Source organism: Pseudoalteromonas sp. NSLLW218 (assembly GCF_015864775.1).
Lineage (GTDB): Bacteria > Pseudomonadota > Gammaproteobacteria > Enterobacterales > Alteromonadaceae > Pseudoalteromonas.
The window spans coordinates 179,314-195,124 of record NZ_JADYWO010000002.1 but is presented as its reverse complement, the minus strand read 5'-3'; the positions used below and the strand labels follow the sequence as shown (position 1 = coordinate 195,124).

11 protein-coding genes are annotated in these 15,811 nt (G+C 38.7%); 5 read left to right on the top strand and 6 right to left on the bottom strand.

The window, feature by feature from the left end; genetic code table 11:
• Window positions 1–152: 152 nt before the first annotated feature.
• Complete coding sequence (gene poxB, locus I6E80_RS03605; protein WP_197184816.1) at window positions 153–1,877, bottom strand: ubiquinone-dependent pyruvate dehydrogenase; 1,725 nt, start codon at window positions 1,875–1,877, stop codon at window positions 153–155.
• 321 nt (window positions 1,878–2,198) lie between these two features.
• On the opposite strand from poxB, the gene I6E80_RS03600 reads away from it, so the two are divergent.
• Both I6E80_RS03600 and I6E80_RS03595 read left to right on the top strand, forming a co-directional pair.
• Window positions 2,199–3,854, top strand: a complete 1,656-nt coding sequence (locus I6E80_RS03600; protein WP_197184815.1) for an RluA family pseudouridine synthase — start codon at window positions 2,199–2,201, stop codon at window positions 3,852–3,854.
• Between the two features lie 177 nt (window positions 3,855–4,031).
• A complete protein-coding gene (locus I6E80_RS03595) occupies window positions 4,032–5,951 on the top strand; it encodes a GGDEF domain-containing protein (RefSeq protein WP_197184814.1) in 1,920 nt (639 codons plus the stop codon).
• 36 nt (window positions 5,952–5,987) lie between these two features.
• Here I6E80_RS03595 and I6E80_RS03590 read toward each other — a convergent pair whose 3' ends face one another.
• Genes I6E80_RS03590 through I6E80_RS03580 form a run of 3 tightly spaced genes read right to left on the bottom strand, consistent with a single transcriptional unit; the run spans window position 5,988 to window position 6,815 of the window.
• Window positions 5,988–6,206: a DUF6500 family protein gene (locus tag I6E80_RS03590; protein WP_024600489.1), complete on the bottom strand. Its 219-nt coding sequence runs from the start codon at window positions 6,204–6,206 to the stop codon at window positions 5,988–5,990.
• 37 nt (window positions 6,207–6,243) lie between these two features.
• On the bottom strand, window positions 6,244–6,501 hold the full coding sequence (locus I6E80_RS03585) for a hypothetical protein (RefSeq protein ID WP_024591905.1): 258 nt from the start codon (window positions 6,499–6,501) through the stop codon (window positions 6,244–6,246).
• Between the two features lie 59 nt (window positions 6,502–6,560).
• Window positions 6,561–6,815 (bottom strand): hypothetical protein, encoded by a 255-nt coding sequence (locus tag I6E80_RS03580; protein WP_170071295.1) that lies wholly within the window; start codon window positions 6,813–6,815, stop codon window positions 6,561–6,563.
• Window positions 6,816–7,162: 347 nt separating this feature from the next.
• Between I6E80_RS03580 and I6E80_RS03575 the strand changes: the two genes are divergently transcribed.
• Window positions 7,163–7,588, top strand: a complete 426-nt coding sequence (locus tag I6E80_RS03575; RefSeq protein ID WP_007581776.1) for a hemerythrin domain-containing protein — start codon at window positions 7,163–7,165, stop codon at window positions 7,586–7,588.
• A 123-nt stretch (window positions 7,589–7,711) separates the two neighbouring features.
• Here I6E80_RS03575 and I6E80_RS03570 read toward each other — a convergent pair whose 3' ends face one another.
• Together I6E80_RS03570 and I6E80_RS03565 are read right to left on the bottom strand one after the other, a co-directional pair.
• A complete protein-coding gene (locus I6E80_RS03570; RefSeq protein ID WP_197184813.1) occupies window positions 7,712–10,228 on the bottom strand; it encodes a plasma-membrane proton-efflux P-type ATPase in 2,517 nt (838 codons plus the stop codon).
• Between the two features lie 286 nt (window positions 10,229–10,514).
• Window positions 10,515–10,928 carry a hypothetical protein gene (locus I6E80_RS03565; protein ID WP_007581772.1) on the bottom strand — a complete coding sequence of 138 codons (414 nt, stop codon included), beginning with the start codon at window positions 10,926–10,928 and terminating at the stop codon, window positions 10,515–10,517.
• A 348-nt stretch (window positions 10,929–11,276) separates the two neighbouring features.
• Here I6E80_RS03565 and I6E80_RS03560 point away from each other — a divergent pair, with 348 nt between their 5' ends.
• Together I6E80_RS03560 and I6E80_RS03555 are read left to right on the top strand one after the other, a co-directional pair.
• Window positions 11,277–13,637 carry a TonB-dependent siderophore receptor gene (locus tag I6E80_RS03560; RefSeq protein ID WP_197184812.1) on the top strand — a complete coding sequence of 787 codons (2,361 nt, stop codon included), beginning with the start codon at window positions 11,277–11,279 and terminating at the stop codon, window positions 13,635–13,637.
• Between the two features lie 19 nt (window positions 13,638–13,656).
• A complete protein-coding gene (locus I6E80_RS03555) occupies window positions 13,657–15,810 on the top strand; it encodes an FAD-dependent oxidoreductase (protein ID WP_197184811.1) in 2,154 nt (717 codons plus the stop codon).
• The last annotated feature ends 1 nt before the right edge of the window (window position 15,811 follow it).

Sequence of the window (15,811 nt, the reverse complement as noted above, 5' to 3'; positions counted from 1 at the left end):
AGTGTTTTAGCTCTTTACATCGCACTTGAGTGAGCTCAAAAGCATCGTAGTGATTCCAACACTATACTAAAAAACCTTCCATTTTAATCATATCCTACTTCTAATTTACACTTCCCTATTGAGCCAAAATACTCAACAAGGAAGTAACTCAACTAGCGTGACCAGTTAGTTTTGGCAAGCTCTACAATCTCATTACCTTTGCCGTTAATTAACGCCTTCATCATGTAAACACTAAAGCCTTTTGCTTGCTCTAATTTGATTTGCGGTGGCATTGAAAGCTCTTGTTTTGCAGTGTCGACTTCTAAAACAACAGGTCCTGAGTGGTTCATCATTTCGTTCATTGCCGATGGTAATTTTTCAGGGTCATCCACATGAATCCCTTTTAAGCCACAGGCCTCTGCAATTTTAGCAAAGCTTGGGTTTTCTAAATCGGTATCGCTTGATAAAAACCCACTGGCTTTCATTTCCATAGCCACAAAACTAAGTGAGCGATTATTATAAACAACAATCTTTATTGGTAAATTAAGCTGTTTAAGCGAGATTAAGTCGCCCATTAACATCGAAAAGCCACCATCACCACACATTGCAATGACTTGGCGGTCTCTATCTACAGATTGAACCCCCATTGCCTGCGACATGGCATTTGCCATAGAACCATGATTAAACGATCCAATTAAGCGGCGCTTTCCATTCATTGGCAAATAACGTGCAGCCCACACTGTTGGCGTACCTACATCACAAGTAAAAACAGCATCGTCAGCCGCTTGCTCGTTGAGTAAACGTGTTAGGTATTGCGGGTGAATTAAATTTTGCGAGGTTTTGCCAGTAGCTAGTTCATCGAGATCTTGTCGAGACTCTTTGTAGTTTTTAACACTTTTTTCTAAGTGCGAACTGCTCCGTTCACCTTTAATATAATCAAGCAGAGTGGTCACTGAGTTTTTAGTATCCCCTAGCACGCCACAGTCAATTTGCACGTGTCGCCCGAGTGACGCGGCCTGATTATCAATTTGCAATATAGTGGTATTTTCGGGATAAAATGCACGATAAGGAAAGCTCGTACCAATCATAAGTAATGTATCGGCTTCTTGCATTGCATGATACCCCGACGCAAAGCCAATGAATCCGGTCATACCAACATCGTAAGGGTTATCGTACTCAATAAATTCTTTACCACGCATAGCATGCACTATCGGTGCTTGTAATTTTTCGGCTAGCGCAACAATTTCGTCGTGGGCATCTTTACAACCAGCACCACACAACAAGGTTACTTTTTTACTTTTATTAAGATGAGTCGCCATTGCTTCAATATCAGATAAAGCGGGAGTATGCGTTGCTGGTTTTGGCACATTCCATTTTGGCTTAATAGCTTTAGGCATATCTTTTAATGCAATGTCGCCAGGTAGCACAAGTACACTCACGCCTTTATTTAATATTGCTTGTCGCATTGCGGTTTCTAGCAGGTACGGCATTTGCTCGGGGCTCGACACCATTTCACAATACACACTGCATTCTTTAAATAATTCTTGCGGATGGGTTTCTTGAAAATAACTACTGCCAATTTCAGACGAAGGAATATGTGCGGCGATAGCTAATACCGGTACATTATTACGCTGACAATCAAATAGACCATTAATTAAATGAAGATTACCTGGGCCACAAGAACCCGCACACACCGCAAGCTCTCCTGATAAATGCGCTTCGCCACCGGCTGCAAATGCGGCAACTTCTTCATGTCGCGTTCCTAGCCATTCAATTGTTCCCATTTTTCGCAGACTTTCACTAATGCCGTTAAGTGAATCGCCAGTGACTCCCCAAATACGTTTTACACCAGCTTGTTCGAGGGTTTTAGTGATAAAACTTGCGATATTTTGACTCATAATATAGAACTCCTAAATATTCAGTTATTCTGTAAATTGATTTTTCGCCTCTGATCTATCAAGTAAGTCATCGTTTCGAAATGCGCTCAATTATTGAGAATCGATAAGCTTAAATATTTTGATAATGATAGATATATTACTACCGAGACTTTACTAACAAACGATACTCCTAGGTTTGCAGCCCCCCCATACTGATACATAAAACATGAATGTCCGCTTTAAAGTATTTATGAATATGCGAGTGCGAGATTTTTAGTGCCTTAACTATGAATATGTTATTATGCGCTCAATTATTTTACTGAATGCTTTTCTCCTACTTCTATGTCAAATTCTGCTTCGTGCTTTACATTATTTTCTCAAAATATTGATTCTCTCGCGCTTCCTGAAAAGTTTACTTTCCCTTTTTATTACGAGCCGCAACCATTAGCTGTAGCAGCCACTAAACAATTACAGCAACAACTTGAAACGTTAACGCATTTAAAAGCAGAAAATGCAGGTAAAATGTTTGGAGTTTTAGTGGTACAAAATGCTAAGCAACAATTAGGCTTTTTAAGTGCTTATTCGGGGCAAATTGAAGGTGATAAAGCCAATATTAGCTTTGTACCGCCAGTTTCTAGCATGCAACTGCAAGACGATAGCTATTTGGCTCAAAGTAAAATAATTAACGATATTAATGCTCAAATTGAGCAATTAGAAAATAGCGAACAACTGCATGAAGTTAATAGCAAACTTGATGATGCAACACAGAGCTACCAGCAAGCACTATTAGCTCAACAGGGAGTAATGCAAGCCGGTCGCCAGCAACGTAAAATACAACGTACCGAAGGCGAATTAGAGCTTAACGAAAGTGATTTTGAGCAGTTAAAAAATAAGCTTGCAGGGCAAAGTATCGTAGAAAAAAAGCAACTGCTGGCACTTAAAGCCTATTGGCAAAATATAATCGAGTCACTGCAGCAAACACACATCAATATTTCTGATGAAATTGCTCATTTAAAAAAACGCCGTAAAACGCTTTCTAAAAGCTTACAAAAAAAGCTATTTGCACAGTACCAATTTTTAAATGCAAATGGAGAAACTACAGACTTAAATGCCATATTTGCAGCACTGCCTGAGCACACTCCTCCTTCGGGTGCTGGCGATTGTGCTGCGCCTAAATTATTACAATACGCCTATAAACATGACTTAAAGCCACTTGCAATGGCTGAATTTTGGTGGGGAGCTGCGCCTAAATCAGCAATTAGGCAACATAAAAACTACTACCCTTCTTGTTACAGTAAATGCCAACCAATACTTGGGCACATGCTAAAGGGTTTAGATGTTGAAGATAACCCGCTACTTATCAACCCAGCTCAAGGTAAAGATTTAAATATTGTTTATAAAGATGACGACTTACTTGTGGTAAATAAGCCCGCTGAGTTTTTATCTGTGCCTGGCGTAAATATTGAAGACTCAGTTTATATGCGAATCAAAACGCAGTTTCCAGAGGCGTCGGGTCCACTAATTGTACACAGATTAGATATGTCAACCTCAGGGTTATTGATGATTGCACTTAATAAACGCGTGCACAAAGCACTGCAAAAGCAATTTATTGACCGCACTATAGATAAACGTTATGTCGCATTAGTTAATGGTAATGTAGCTGAGGATAGCGGAGTAATTGATTTACCCTTAGTGCTCGACTTTGATGATAAACCGCGCCAAATGGTGTGTTACAAACACGGTAAGCCATCACTTACTACCTGGCACGTTTTAGAGCGTAACAACAATATTACCCGATTACAGTTATATCCTAAAACAGGGCGTACTCATCAATTAAGAGTGCATTGCGCGCACAGTTTAGGTTTAAACATGCCAATTATAGGCGACACACATTACGGGCAAAAAGCCGATAGATTACATTTACATGCAGAATACTTAGCATTTACTCACCCAATTACACTTAAACGATTAGAGTTTGAAGTAGCCGCAGATTTTTAATAAAAACACATAGCTACAACCATTATATTATACAATGTGTTGGTTTTTATTAATTAAATTGATATCGTTTGTGGTCTTTTTCTTCAATGATGAGTATAAAAAATTGTTCAAGCCCAAGTTTATTAAGCAATGTGAATAATTATTTCAATAATAAAAATAAGTCAGCAAAGGATTAACATGGCTAACAATACACAAATAAAGATTTTAGGTAATACTTTATGGGCAAAGTATATTGTTCTCATTTTATTTTTACTTTTAAGTAAGCTTGCCTCAGCTAACGGCGATTCATTAAGTACAACTTTACATGCGCTAGACTTTGAAACAACTCAAACCCTCATCAATAACATAAAACTAAATGAACTAGACTATCTTCAAAATGAAGACAAACTCACTCAAGCGTTTAAAATAAGCAAAGAGCAAAATTGGGAAAACCTTCATTTAGAAGCGGCCGCTTTGTATGCGGAGTTACTTTTTAGACAAGAAAAATACGAAGCGTTAAACACACACTTATCCTATTACTTAAAGAACAAAGAGTTACCAAATCAAAAAAGTGTATATTTATTATTTCTCGAATCACAACTCAAGTCTCTAGCGAGGGAGCCAAACCCAGCTCCAGCACAAACGCTAGCCACAAAATTAGAAGAGAGCTTGCAACAGCATTCAACTAAAGAAAAAATCATTATTTTACGAGCACTTGCTTACTATTACACCGATACAGATGCATTGAAAAAGACCCTAAATGTTGCACTAGAGGGGTTAGAATTAGCATTAAAAGATGACGATTCAGCATCTCAAGGATACTTTTTTAGAAAAATAGCCGATGCATACAATTATCTAAACGAAAAAGACAAAGCCGTATATTATGCAAGAAAAGCAGTTGCAGCATATGAGCAAACACAAGATGGGCTTTTTACTGCAAAAGCATATTGGAGTTTAGGCAATATATTGCTTGAGATAGAAAAACCTAAAGATGCCTTAATATACCTAGACAAAGCATTGCTCTATTTTAAAGAAGCTAATATGCAAAAAGGCTTAACCTTTGCTCAGTACTCAATTGCCAGTATTGAGTACTTACAAGCAAACTACGATAAAGCTTTAACTTTAACTAAAGAAAACATTGGGCTTGCTCGTTCTGCAGGTGTTCACGACATGCAACTCGCATCGCTCATTTTGTTAGCTGACATATATATAAAACTAGATTTACTTGATCAAGCAAATGAAGCAAACGATGAGGTGTTTTTAAAATTAGATAAATTCAGCCGCAGTATTTATAAAGCCGATTTTTTAGGTAAACGCTATGAGCTAAAGCGACGCCTTAACCACACTGACGAGGCTTTTGAAGCAATTGAACAAAAGCTCCTTTATACAAAAAAACACTACGAAGCAACCAGCGAAAATAATATAAAAACACTACAGATACAGTTTGAAGTAAAAGAAAAAGAAGAAAAAATACAGCAACTAGAGTACGCAAAAGATATTAGTGAGCTACAAGCTAAAGAAGAATATCATCAAAAAATAATTTGGCGACTTAGCGCTGCTATTGCGTTTATTTTAGTGATTGCTTCGTTATTTTTATTTTATCGACAAGCTCGACAACGTCAAAAGTATCACGATATTTCATTAACAGATTACCTAACAAATTGCCCTAATCGCAGAGGAATAATGCGCGCAGCAGAAGCAAAACTTGGTGAAGGTAAAATGACTATAGCAATTGTTGACTTAGACTACTTTAAAAAAGTTAACGACCATTTTGGTCACGATGTTGGCGATTTAGTTCTTATTGCCTTTGCAAAAGCTGCAAGAGAAACACTCTGTGATGATCATCAGTTTGGCCGTTACGGCGGCGAAGAATGGTTATTTGCACTAAATACGGCTGATGAACGAATAATTCGCGATATATTTAACCGACTCGCCATTAGCTTCGCCGAGCATTGCAGTAATATAGAAGACTTTCCTACAGATACAAAAATCACTTTTAGTGCAGGAGCCTCTGTAAGTAGCCCTTTAAAAAGCACACTAGATATTCTTATTAAGCATGCAGATAAATTACTTTATAAAGCAAAAGAAAACGGAAGAAACCAAGTCGTAGTTGATTAAATAAACACAGCTAAAAGTATTGGCTCACTTACTTGACTAAAGTTCGTCTAAAACCATTTGTTTAATTTTATGTGCTTTTACAAAATGATCTAATTTATGGGTGTGTATCCACCAAGTAGCAGCTTCCATAAGTAGCTCTGGATCGTCGTTTTTATTTGCAAAAAATGCATAAAAAGAAAGCCCTACATTTTCTCCTTTAACTGCTATTTTTTTATCGCATACGGTAATTATTTTTGCTCTTAGTTCTTCCCTCATACATACCTTATTTAGTTATATTTTTACTGTATATGTACTATTGAAATACACCATTTAAAAAGCTAACGATTAGCTGCAAAAGGCTTCTATCAACCAAGCCATGATTCTCAAGCTCTTTATTAGGCGTATTTACTTTTGCAGCTTTACATTCATTATCTAATGTTTCATTTTTACGTGTATCGGTTTCGTATGCAATATCTGCTTGTTCCATACATTTTGCCGAGCCTGCGTAAGGCTGTGCCGCACAAGCGCTTAGTAATAAAAAAAGTGGAATTACTATCAATAATTGCTTCATAACTAATCCTATTTTTACGCAACTTATTTAATTTAAATCACAGCTGCAAGTTAGCCTATTTACTTTTCTACCACCATTACAAAAAATTCAAAAAAGAACGTACCGATAGCATCAAAAAAAGTGTCGTTTTTATCATCCTTTTTAATTTGTGCGCTAATGCATTGATTATAAACTTCTGAGCTTGTTTGAGCGCCATTTCGATCAACCATTTCAGCCTCTTCAATGCATAAGTTAGGGTCAGAACGCGAGGTTGTACTACACGCACTTAGTAAAGCGCACAGCAATAATGCGGCGATGGGGCTTTTTATGTTCATCCTTAAACTATCCTATTCAGTTAACGTGCTACCTGCATTTATACCGATTGGTATTATATCTGGGAGTAATACATATAAGTTGTACCTAAATAATGTTGCTACTTTATCACTGCAATAAAATAAACAACCAGTAACTATTTGTAAGGTTCTGTAGGGATTTATACTTTCTTTATAATTGAACTATGAAAAATCCTGAAATTATTGCATTCATATCACTGTAAAATTTACAGTGATATGAGCATAAAAATAAAAAATCAAAATAAAAGCAATAAAATACATCAACTTAATATTTGGCATTTAGTTTGCACACTAGTGATATAAGCAAATAAATTGTAAAAGGATTAGTTATGAATATTTTTGAAGCACTACGTCATGACCATGACAAACAACGAGAATTAGTAGATGCGCTTATTCAAACGCACGGCGACACAGAGCAGCGCCACACGCTAATGGACGAGCTAAAAACAGAACTAGAACAACACGCAAAATTTGAAGAACGTTACTTTTACAACCCACTTATGTTTGATGACTTAACTCATGAAAAAGCGCGCCACAGCGTAGCTGAACATCACGAAATTGATGAATTAATTGAACAACTTGAAGATACCGAAATGAGCTCGTCTGCATGGTTAGTTGCAGCTAAAAAGTTGCACCATTTAGTACATCATCATTTAAGTGAAGAAGAACACGAAGTATTTCAATTAGCGGGCAAAGCACTAACCGAAGGGCAAAAACAAAGCTTAGCAAAGCAATATAACGATGCAATGCACTAAATACTTTTTATTTGTGAGTAACTTTACTCACAAATAATTGAACCACCTTATATACACTCCCTTGTGTACTATTGGTTATAAGCCACTTGGCTTATAACCATTTTTCATTTTTAAGTCTATGCGTTAACTCTTCTCTAGCAAGGGTGCTTCTGTTGGATCAAAAATTCGATACGCCACTAGCTTTAAACCATCGTTAATAAAAAACCACACCAAAGCATATGCCCACACGGCAAGTGCCCACCCCCATCCTAGTGGGGTCATAAACACACCATAAACAGCAATAAGTGTTGCTATAACTTGCGTGCCAAATACGGCGACCATTAATATAGCAGACGGTTTAATAGACCAAAATGGACCTCGGGTACGCGCCAAAAATATAGTCAAATGCCCTGCTACAGAAAGTAATAAGTACATTAATGTTTGAAGATGAGGACGGTCGAGTTCAAATACTTTATCTCCTAAGTAAAATAAACCAAAGGCTGCAATTGGCCCTACAATTCCCAGCACAGATGCAATACCTAAAACGAGCCGCATATTCCATGTTTCGGGCTTATTTTGATAATGCACATTGTCGTATGCAATAGACAAAATGGCGGCATCGTTAAGTAAAGCAAGCATTACAATCATGACGGCTGTTAACGGATAAAAGTTAAAAATTAATATCGCCATTGTCATAAAAAGTAATACGCGTAGTGTTTCAGCAACCCTGTAAATAGCGTAACTGTTCATGCGTTGAAATATTTTTCGGCTTTCTTTAACTGCATCAATAATGACCGATAAGCCATCGGTCATTAACACAATTGAGGCTGCTGAACGCGCGGCATCGGTAGCACCCGATACAGCAATACCACAGTCAGCTTTTTTAAGTGCTGGCGCGTCATTTACGCCATCTCCTGTCATACCAACAATGTGCCCTCTATGCTGAAGCACATCAATAATATGGTATTTATGTTCAGGGAATACTTGTGCGAATCCGTCAGCGCTCTCGATCGAGTCATCTAACTGCGTTGTTTGGTGATGCTCCGTTGCACCAAATCCACTAGCATCAAGAATGTTTGCTCCTAAACCCAGTTTACTTGCCGTTTCGCGCGCAATGGCCACTTGGTCGCCCGTGACCATTTTAACGTTCATACCCATTTCTTTTGCATCGGCAATGGTTTGTATTGCTTCTTCACGCGGTGGATCAAAAAGCGGCAATACACCTATAAATTGCCAGTTACCTTGCTCGTCTGTTTTAGCAACCGCTAAAGAGCGAAACCCACGTGCTGCAAATTCATCTATTGACGCCTCAACTTGAGTTTTAACTGCCTCAATATTAGCCGACAAGGCTAAAATAACTTGTGGTGCACCTTTGGTTACTTTAAACGTTTTACCATCAGCATTTTTAATTGACGCTTCAGTACGTTTACTCACGGGATCAAATGGCTGAAAATGTTCTATATGGTAAGAATCTAGATTTTGATCGGCTTTAACACTTTGTAATACTGCTAAGTCAATCGGATCGTTATTTTCTGAGCGAGATGCTAATGCGGCGTTCAATATAACGTCATCGCAAGTTACTTCATTAAGTGCATTATCAACACAAAGTGGGTCACCTAACGTTAATAAATTTTGCGTGAGTGTGCCTGTTTTATCAGAGCACAAAATATCAACACCCGCTAGCTCTTCAATTGCAGCTAAACGTGTTACAACCACTTGCTTTTTAGCCAATAAACGAGCGCCTACAGCCATAGTAACTGATAGCACTGTTGGCATGGCGACTGGTATTGCCGCAACGGTTAGTACGAGTGCAAACTGTAATGTGGTGATCATTGGATCATCGCGAAACAAAGCAACAATAACGATAAGCAGTACTAAAGCCGCAGCAAGCATTATTAAATAATTACCAATTTTAAGCACTGCTCGCTGAAAATGACTTGCGGTTCGCTCCCCTTGTACTAACTGTGCTGTTTTACCAAAAAAGGTATTAGCACCGGTTGCGTATACTATTGCCTCTATTTCACCTTGGCGGATAATAGATCCCGAATAAACAGTCTCACCCGCCGACTTTACAACCGGTAACGACTCACCCGTAAGTGATGATTGATCGACTTCTACTGTATCGCCATCTAGCAAACGCGCATCTGCAGCCACTATATCGCCCATCCGCATTCTAATAACATCACCTGGTACAAGTTCGCTGGCATTTAAGTTTTGCCATTGAGTATCGCGGCGAACGCGTGCTTTGTTAGCTAATTTTGCTTTTAATGCAGCAATTGCATTACCCGCTTGGTGTTCTTCCCAAAAGCCGACCAATACGTTGGACAACAATAATACAAGAATAATAAAAAAATCGGCCCAGTGTTTAGCAAGTGCCGATAAAATAATAGCGGCCTCGATCATCCACGGTATTGGCCCCCAAAAGTAAGATAAAAACTTGAGTAATAAATTTGGTTTTTCTTCAACTAGTTCGTTAGGTCCATATTGTGCCAATCTTTGTGTGGCATCAGCTTGGCTTAACCCGTCGGATGATGTTTTTAGCTTTGCTTGTAATTGTACTAAATCAAGCTTGCTCCATTCATCGCAATTTTGATTGTGTGAAGACTTGTTCTCTGAACGATTTGATGACTGATGCGCCGACGAAATTTTAACCTTTTCCATACGAGCCTTCTATACAACATTGAGTTGAATAACTTGAGGTAATTAAAACCTACTAACCGTATAGCTAACATAAACTAAAGCTGTCGATATTGTTCTTACAAATATATTAACTTTGATCTAACGCAATATTTAGGATGAAATAATATAAAAAGGATTATTTTAGAAGATAACAAAGAGGTTGGATTGTTAGAAGAAGTGCTTAAAGGCTATACATTAGGCTGAAATAGTAAGCAACTCAGCCCAATGTATTTTTAGCTTCAACCTTAAGGGTATAACTATTGTTTTATTACTTTACAGTAAATTTTACGTCTTGGTCGCGTAATAAGTAAAGTGCAAAACACGCAGCCCACATTGGCCATGCAGTGAAAAATAATAAGTTGTTAAAGCCATCTATATACTGGTTATAAGAAGAAAGCGTTGATAAGCCATGCATTACAAAAATGATACCGTAAGTTATGCGCTTTTTAATACCCGCTAAAAATGCTAATACTAATACAAGTTGAAGAGCACCAATTACATAAGCAACAATATCAGATGAGCCACTAATACCGTAAAAATGTTCGAAAATACGTGCGCTATGACCAGGATTTACGAATTTATCGAACGTCCACATAACCATTACAATAAACACGCCTAAACGCAAAGATAAAAGTGACCATTGCAAACGGTTTTGCACATCAGAACTCATTGAACCTGTCATAAAATTTCCTTAAATGAATATTAATAAACGTTGAAGTAACCTAGACCGTATAAATTATTTTTTATTTCAAAAAATAGTAATTATTTTTATTAACGATCTGTTTTAAGTCTTTATTGATAAAACTTAAACAGTGCCGCACACGCTTTATAAAAGTATACTATGCTTAAAAACATGTTAAAAAGCAGTTATTTACATAAACCATTAAATTTAAGCACTTAAGTACTACTTTAAAATACTTGCTTAGGCTTATGTTCTAAAAAACAAAAAGAAACACAATTTAACTGAAAGTTATTTTTATAGCCTTCGGTCTTTATCGCCAACAACATTTTAACCGTAGAGAGAAAACGTTTGAAACACGCATATTTAGCACTTTCCCTAGCCACAATATTAAATACACCACTTAATGCTTTTGCAGCCGAAGAATCAAAAACAACAAAAGATGGCACAATAGAGCGTATTGAAGTGGCAGGCCAAGTTATTAAATCTCAAGGGCTTTCGGTTAAGGATGCAACAGTAGATGGGCCTTTTGGTGATAATTTAGCACTTCAAGATATAGCCCGCTCTGTAACGCCTATTTCAAGCGAATTAATAGAACAACTTAATATTACGAGCCTACAAGACGTACTCGCAGTAAGCCCTAATACCTATTCAGCCAGTGGTTTTGGCGCACCAAGTTTACCTACTATTCGCGGGCAGCTGGGTGAGCTTTTTCAAGATGGTACACGTCGTCAAGCTGGTAATAATGGCTTTGGTGTGCCGTTATCGTTCAACTCTATAGAACAGATAGATGTAGTAAAGGGCGCGCCACCGGTATTATTTGGCTCAAGCCAACGCAATGGTGGTTTTGTAAACTTACATTCTAAAAAAGCATCTACGGATGAAAGCAAAGGCAAAGCAGCTGTATCTGCAGGTAGATGGGATCAATACAGTGTTTTAGTTGATTACAGTGCACCCATTGTAAAAGATAAAGTAGGTTTTAGAGTAAGCGCTGAACATATTGATAACGGCAGTTACTACGATTTTTCGGGAACTAAAAGCGACAGCTTATTTGCATCATTGCGTGTATTACCCGATGACAAAAGCAGCTGGGATATTAACTTTGAATTATACCAAGTTGAATTTACCGATAACGCCGGTATTAACCGCCCTACTCAAGCGCTAATAGATAACGGCCTTTATATTACCGGTCAAGGCGTGCAAGCAAACGGCAGTACCGTACCAGCAGCAGGTTCAATTATTTCACCTACTGGACAAGTTAAAATTGATCGCAGTACAGTACTTACCGACCCTGATAATCAAAACGAAGCTACTACCTATTTACTACACAGTATTTATAAGCGTGAACTTTCTAGCAATGCATCAATAAAAAACATTACGTATTTTCAGCACTTACAACGTGAAGAAATTGCACAAAATAGCTTTGTTGAAATTATAGATGGTGCAGACACGGCGCAAAACCGTACCGAGCTTACCTATCTTTGGAATAGCGACCAGCAAACAATTTTTGCATTTGATGTGCGTTATAACCGCGTATTAGGCTACAGCCAATTTACAACAGAAGCAGACTTGCCTATTGACTTAACAGGCCCACTTTCAAACCGCCGTATACCTTTAACAAGTGAACAACAAGCGCGTTTAATTGAAATTAGCCCAGGTGTATTTGTATCCCCAGGTGGTCAGTACGATATTAATAACGACGGCAGTGGCGACTTTAACTTATCAGACACTACCGATTCGCGTTCATGGCAAACAGGTTTTGCTATTCAACAAGACTCAGATTGGACAGATAAGTTTCATACAAGTGTTGGCTACCGTATTGATTTTTATGACGTGGACGCGCACGACCCAATTGCGCCAGAGGGTGAAATTGCAGCTCGTGATAGCATTAATGATAAGCTACATTCGGGGCAAATAAGCTTTAACTACCGATTGAATGGTGATTACACCACTTATGGTGCAGCAAGTTACAACGAAGCCACATCAAATAGCATGGCTGGCGGCACGTCTCTTGGTGGCGACAACACAATTAGCGCACAAAATTTTTCAACCGAAAATACCTTAGTTGAATTTGGTTTAAAATACGCACCAACTAACAGCGATTGGTACGCCGATGGAGCCGTATTTAGCCAACGTCGTAGTTTACGTAATCGTGATGGTAGTAACACTGGCATTCGTACTACCGGCTTTGAAAGCCAAGTATTTTATGACGCCTACCCTTATTGGCTAAGTGCTGGCTACAGCTATATTGACGCTCGCTACGATAATTCTGCAAGTAGTCAAGATTCGGCTCAAGTAGCTGATGCATTTGACAACTCACGTCCAGATATTATTGAAGGTACCAGTGTTGGCGCACCTAGCTTTACCGCTTTTGCACCTTCAAACACCCGTGTGCAGGGCATCCCTGAGCAATCTTTCAGCTTTAACGGAAATTATTCAATTAATTCGAAATGGCAAACGGGTTTTTCAGGTCTATATACAAAGAGTTACCCATTAGACTTTTTGGCGACGGTAAAAATTCGTGATCAGTACACACTAAACGTAAATACTAGCTATGCTTTTACGCCTAGTACCAAGTTACGATTAGATGTGAACAACGTAACGAATCAAAAAAACTGGCGCCCAGTATTTGAAGGCGGTTACTTTGGCGCAACATTGGCATTTCCTGAATTGCCAATAAACGCAAAATTAACACTAACCCATAATTTTTAAGAGCGGTTTGAGAGAGAACATGATTAAAAAAATATTTTTATTATTGATTGCAGCGGCCGCCGTCGGCCTGTTCTTTCATTTTGACTTACACCAACTACTTACGCTTGATGGCTTAAAAGGGTCGATGGATCAGTTTAACCAATACAAAGAGCAGTCACCGCTATTAGTTATTGGTGGATTCTTTTTATTGTATGTAGTTGTAACAGCTCTCTCGTTACCGGGCGCAGCTATTTTAACACTTGCAGCAGGTGCATTGTTTGGTTTAGTTGAAGGCTTATTGGTTGCATCTTTTGCATCAACTATTGGCGCAACACTTGCCTTTTTAGTATCGCGTTACTTACTACGCGACACTATTAAACAACGCTTTCCTGAGCGCTTAGCTGCAATTGATGCAGGCGTTGAAAAAGAAGGTGGATTTTACTTATTTACTCTTCGTTTAGTGCCGGTGTTTCCGTTCTTTTTAATAAACCTATTAATGGGTGTTACTTCAATAAAGTCATGGACTTATTACTGGGTAAGCCAAGCAGGTATGCTCGCCGGTACATTTGTATTTGTTAACGCAGGTACGCAACTGGCGCAAATAGAGAGCTTATCTGGGATTTTATCATTCAACTTAATCTTATCATTCGCTTTATTGGGCATTTTCCCATTCATTGCTAAAGGAATCTTAAACGTGTTTAAAAAACGTCGCGTATACAAAAACTACACTAAGCCTAAAAAATTCGACCGTAACATGATTGTTATTGGTGCAGGCGCAGGTGGTTTGGTAACAAGTTATATTGCTGCTGCTGTTAAAGCAAAAGTAACCCTTATTGAAGCGGGCGAAATGGGCGGCGACTGTTTAAACTACGGTTGTGTTCCAAGTAAAGCAGTTATAAAAAGCGCTAAAATTGCAGAGCAAATTCGCCACGGTGAAAACTACGGCCTAGAAAACGCAACACCGCAGTTTTCGTTCAAAAAAGTAATGGCACGTGTACACAAAGTAATTGCAGATGTAGCACCACACGACAGTGTTGAGCGCTACACCGACTTAGGCGTAGATGTTGTAAAAGGTTACGGTAAATTAATCGACCCGTGGACTGTAGAAATTAAACTTAACGACGGTGGCACGCAAACACTCACCGCTCGTACTATTGTGATTGCAACTGGCGCACGCCCATTTGTACCGCCACTACCTGGTATTGAAGAAACAGGCTATGTAACAAGCGATACATTGTGGAATAAATTTGCAGAGCTGGATGAGGCACCTAAAAAACTTGTAGTACTAGGTGGCGGTCCAATTGGTAGCGAATTAGCACAAAGCTTTGCACGTTTAGGTTCAAGTGTTACACAAATTGAAATGAGCGAACGCATCATGATCAAAGAAGACCTTGAAGTGTCTACTTTTGCTCACGAAGCGTTAACCGAAAGTGGCGTTAATATTTTAACATCGCACCAAGCACTTCGCTGTGAAACGCGCGATGGTAAAAAATATATTGTTGTTAAGCATGACGACAAAGAAATAGATATTGAATATGACGAGCTATTATGTGCCGTTGGTAGAAGTGCGCGCCTTAAAGGTTATGGCCTTGAAGAGCTGGGCATAGAAACAAACCGTACTGTTGTAACTAACGAATACTTGGAAACGCTATACCCAAATATTTTTGCAGCAGGCGATATTGTAGGTCCATACCAGTTTACACATGTGGCAGCCCACCAGGGTTGGTACGCAGCGGTAAATGGCTTATTTGGTAACCTTAAAAAGTTTAAAGTAGATTACCGTGTTATTCCGTGGACTACGTTTATTGACCCAGAAGTTGCACGTGTTGGCTTAAACGAGCAAGACGCAAAAGACAAAGGCATAGATTACGAAATTACTCGCTTTGAATTTGAAGAGCTAGACCGCGCAATTACCGACAGCGCTACAAAAGGCTTTATTAAAGTGATTACACCAAAAGGCAAAGACAAAATACTCGGTGTTACTGTGGTGTCTGAACACGCTGGCGATTTGATTGCTGAGTTTGTACTGGCAATGAAACACGGCTTAGGCCTTAATAAAATACTCGGTACTATACACAGCTATCCTACTTGGGCTGAAGGTAATAAGTACGCAGCAGGCGAGTGGAAACGCGCTCATGCACCTGAAAAAGTGCTTAACTTGCTTGAAAAATACCATACTTGGCGTCGAGGTTAAT